Source organism: Terriglobia bacterium (assembly GCA_020073205.1).
Taxonomy (GTDB): Bacteria; Acidobacteriota; Polarisedimenticolia; order Polarisedimenticolales; family JAIQFR01; genus JAIQFR01.
Genome location: JAIQFR010000191.1, coordinates 1 through 3,809, shown reverse-complemented (window position 1 = coordinate 3,809; position 3,809 = coordinate 1). Strand labels below are relative to the sequence as shown.

Here is a 3,809-nt window from a genome sequence, read left to right as displayed (position 1 = left end):
GATCTCGAAGTCTGAGACAAACAGTACGGCTGCATCCTGCCATCACTCGCGCGATCTCCTTCTACCGATTCGCGTGCGTCGACCCAAGAAAAAGGCCCCGTACCTTACGGAGCCAAGATGAAGTGATAACGAAGAACACGTGCGAACTACTTCAATGCCGATTGGAGGAGCTGCGGAGGTGGCGGCGTCGCCTGAACACTGAAGCTTCGCTCGGTTCTTGCCAGCTCCTCCGTGCCCTGGCTGACGACGATGCTGTAGCGGAACTGTCCCGCCCCCATCGTTCTTGCCGGGATCATGTCGCGCACCTGTTCGCAGCGGTCCTTTTCTCGCTCAAGGTCAATGGCCGGGAAGCTCAAGTTGGACTCGGCATCACCATGAAGCGCGCGCTCGATGTGCAGCTTTCCTTTTTGCTCCTCTCCCCAGCACACGAGCGCCACGAGCGCCGTGGGTGCGTCCGGGCGGAGCTGCTGGGATTCGGTGCGGACTATCGATCCTTGCGCGCGGGTCACGTTGCCCCGAACGAACGCACCGCGCGCCGGCTGGAACACGGTGATCGGGAGGATCGTCGTGCTGTCGCTGATCTCCGGCCACGTCACCTCGACGACCTGGGACACGATGGTGTCCGTCGAGGTCTCTCGCGCGACCGCGATGACCTCGTGCCGACCGGAGTGAAACTTCTCCTCGCTCTCGAACACGACGGGGACGCCTGAAACGTTGGTGGCGATCGTCCGCGTCGGAAGCTCGCGCGACGAATTGCCCGAGACGACATTGCCGCCGATTTCCCAACTCCCTGTGGTGTCGGACGGAGACGGTACCACCACCTGCACTAATCCAGTGAACGCGCCGTCCGCGTATCCCGTCGGAATCACGGTGGCGGATATCGCATTCGTCGCTGACTTGTTCGTCCCTGAGAAGGCGGCCAGGAGCCGCGAGGCCCGTCGTGCCGCCTCGCTTTGGATCACGATCTGGCTGCCCGCTTGAGCAGACAGTTTCTTCCCATGAACTCTCACTCGAACCGGTAGCGGACGGTCCTCCGGAAATCCTGCGGGATCGAAGCTCAGCAGATACCTGCAGGAGAGATCGCCGAGTATGTCCCTCGTCATCCGATCAGCCGGCACTCCATTCAGAAATGCCTTCCCGCCAGATTCGGCTGCCAGGGATGCAAGCGTGTCCTGCGCATCCCGGACACGGTCCGATGAGAAGTCGAGACCTTCGGCTTGGACCGGATAGAACCGCACATTTTGCGCGGCCGCCTCGGCGAGGACATTCTCGTAGGCGCCCTCCGAACCGCCCGACTCGCTCCGGTGTGACACGAATGCGTCGCTTGCGGACATCGTCTGCTCGATGTGCGAGCCAAATCCTCCTCTTATGTTGCGCGAAATCACGAGCGCACCCCCGGGCAGCATCCTCACGAAGTGCTCGCCTGCGTTTCGCCGCATCGTGTCGGCGAAGTAGAGGAAGACTTTAGGGGCCTCGATGCCCCCGAGCCGGCGGAGCATGCTCGCAATTCTGCAGAGGCCTTCGCGGGCTACCGCCATCTCGTCCTGGTTGTACTGCTTCACGAGGAGTACCGTGGGGAGCGACGGCGCCACCTGCTGGCCCGACAAGGATTCTCCGCGGCGCATGCGTTCTAAGTTAGCTGAGTTTGTTTGTCGGCTCTCTTCTTCCCCTTTCACCCCAATCATTAGATGGGGGCATGCATCCTGGCGGCGTTCTTCCTCGGTCGAAACATCGTTCTTGCCGATTGCTGCCTGGACCTCCGCGACCCGCATTTCCTCGAGAAGCGGGGACGAGTCCACTTGGTCGGGATCGTGCTCAAGCTCCGCAATCGCTCTTAGGATGACTTCCGTACGCGACGTGAATGTCGTATACACTCTCAACGTCTTGGCATTCGAGACGACCATGCCGCGGCTCCCGTCCACGATCAGACGCGGAACCATCTCGCGAAGGACCTCGATCGCCCGCCGCCGCCCCACCTGAGTGAGGTGCCGTTGGTCGAAGTAGAAGAGGTAGCTTGCGGGTCGCGTTGTGGCATGGGACGTATCAGCGGCGCACATCGGGTCGAGCTGGAATGTCGTGAGCCACAGCTTGCCCACCTGGACTTCGAAATCGCCTGGCGTCAGGCGCGAGGCTGCGTCGCGCGGTCCCGTGACTGTGACGTCGAATTGTCCCAGATGTGCGCCTGCTTTCTCTACCAGGCCAGGGTTCTTGGGTGTGCGCTCGTCGGTTCCAGCAAGGGCGAAAGTCAGAGCTGCGCACAACGCGACGCAGCCACACGCTCTTGCAATTGCATTGTGCATCGCCATGATTCCCTCCCTTCTTTGGTTGCGACGGTCGCTTAATTGTCGAAGAACTGATTCTACTAATAATACGCAGAACACAGGACTAATGCAATCTCGCGACAGTGCACAGGCTTCTTCTTGGCGATAGAACGCTCTTGGCTTCCCAGTTCGCCGAGCACTCCCGGCCGGCTCCTTCGGGAACACTCCGCGCACGTTCTTCCAGCTCCTCCCGATTGTATCTACCCCCACAGAGCCAACCCGCGTTTGGACTCGCTGCGCGGGGTCCGATCCAGCGGGCCCCGCGACATGCAAGCAGAACGCATCCTTCTGCTATCACTTCTCGGACGTCGAACCGGCTATCCTTACTTCTCATTGCCGGAATAGACCGCGGCAACTGACGGCGAAATCGCGGTCAACTGCGTCCCAGGCAACACGGCGACTGAGGTCCAGTGTTGCCCTCTAAGGCGCCGCGTGCGGTCGGCTGGAGGCACCCTGACCTTTCGGACAGGTCGCCTGGAGCCTCGCGACGTCGACCGCGGTGGGTCACCGCGCTCACGCAGCGGATCCGAAGTGGCCATTCCACCCCGTCGACTCGCTTGCCGAGCTCACCGCGCATCCACCGTAAGCGTCACGCCCTCGGGGTACTCCTCTGATGCGGTAGCGGCTTCACAATGTCGGTAACCGAAAAAACATCCCTCTCCTGGGGGCGCGCAACCGTTGTTCACAATATGCCCTGGGTTCCATATCCACTGGCACCACCACCCGTCAATGGGTTCCAGACGCACGAATCTTCCAGCGGCGAAGGTCGTAACGATTGCGTCGATGGCGAACGGGTCACCCTGTCTCCAGTTCATGGGCGTCCTGGCAGACGTCGTGACTGCGGGGGACACGTTCTGCGTTATGTCATACTCGAACACAATGAGCTCATCACTGTTTGGTAGTGTGAACCACTCGCGTTCGAGGTCTCCGACGACTTCACTCTGAATGGTGAGCGCGGCCTCCGGCGCCACCAAGATCTCCACCGCGGTAATCGGATCCTCCGTCGGGGCCGGCGGATCGTCGGCCCGTGCCACGGCGCCGATGGTGATGAAGGCAATTCCTGCGAGTACGAGGATGATTCGCGTTCTCATGATACCCCCCTTGTCGTCCGATTCTTCGGAGGATCGAAAGAACAATGACACTCTCTCCTGATCTCAATCCGTCCGGCGATCACATCTGGCGCCGCGGCTGATCAGACTCTTCGCCGACCGTGAGCCAGGCATGGCAATTCCTTGATGGAAAGGTCGGTGGGATCCTTTCGGTGCCACCGCGCCTACCTCGCTTACCGGCTCCACCCGCTCCGCCGAGCGTTCACCTCGCAGTCAGCTTCGTTCTTGTACCCTTCCGTAGACGCGCCAACCTCCTTGCCGTTCGGCGCTATCCGCTTCCATCGCCACTCGCCCTTCGGGTTCTTGTAGAACTCCCATCGGTCTGCCATGGATCGCTCCCTTCCCCGACAACGCCGCGTCGCTCAGATCCGGCGCGCGA

At 61.2% G+C, this 3,809-nt stretch carries 3 protein-coding genes; all 3 read right to left on the bottom strand.

Annotation, left to right across the window (positions count from 1 at the left end):
* Window positions 1–146 precede the first annotated feature (146 nt).
* On the bottom strand, window positions 147–2,306 hold the full coding sequence (locus tag LAO51_20210; protein MBZ5641071.1) for a hypothetical protein: 2,160 nt from the start codon (window positions 2,304–2,306) through the stop codon (window positions 147–149).
* 581 nt (window positions 2,307–2,887) lie between these two features.
* Window positions 2,888–3,412 carry a hypothetical protein gene (locus LAO51_20205; protein MBZ5641070.1) on the bottom strand — a complete coding sequence of 175 codons (525 nt, stop codon included), beginning with the start codon at window positions 3,410–3,412 and terminating at the stop codon, window positions 2,888–2,890.
* A gap of 191 nt (window positions 3,413–3,603) precedes the next feature.
* Window positions 3,604–3,759: a DUF1508 domain-containing protein gene (locus LAO51_20200; GenBank protein MBZ5641069.1), complete on the bottom strand. Its 156-nt coding sequence runs from the start codon at window positions 3,757–3,759 to the stop codon at window positions 3,604–3,606.
* Window positions 3,760–3,809: the final 50 nt, after the last annotated feature.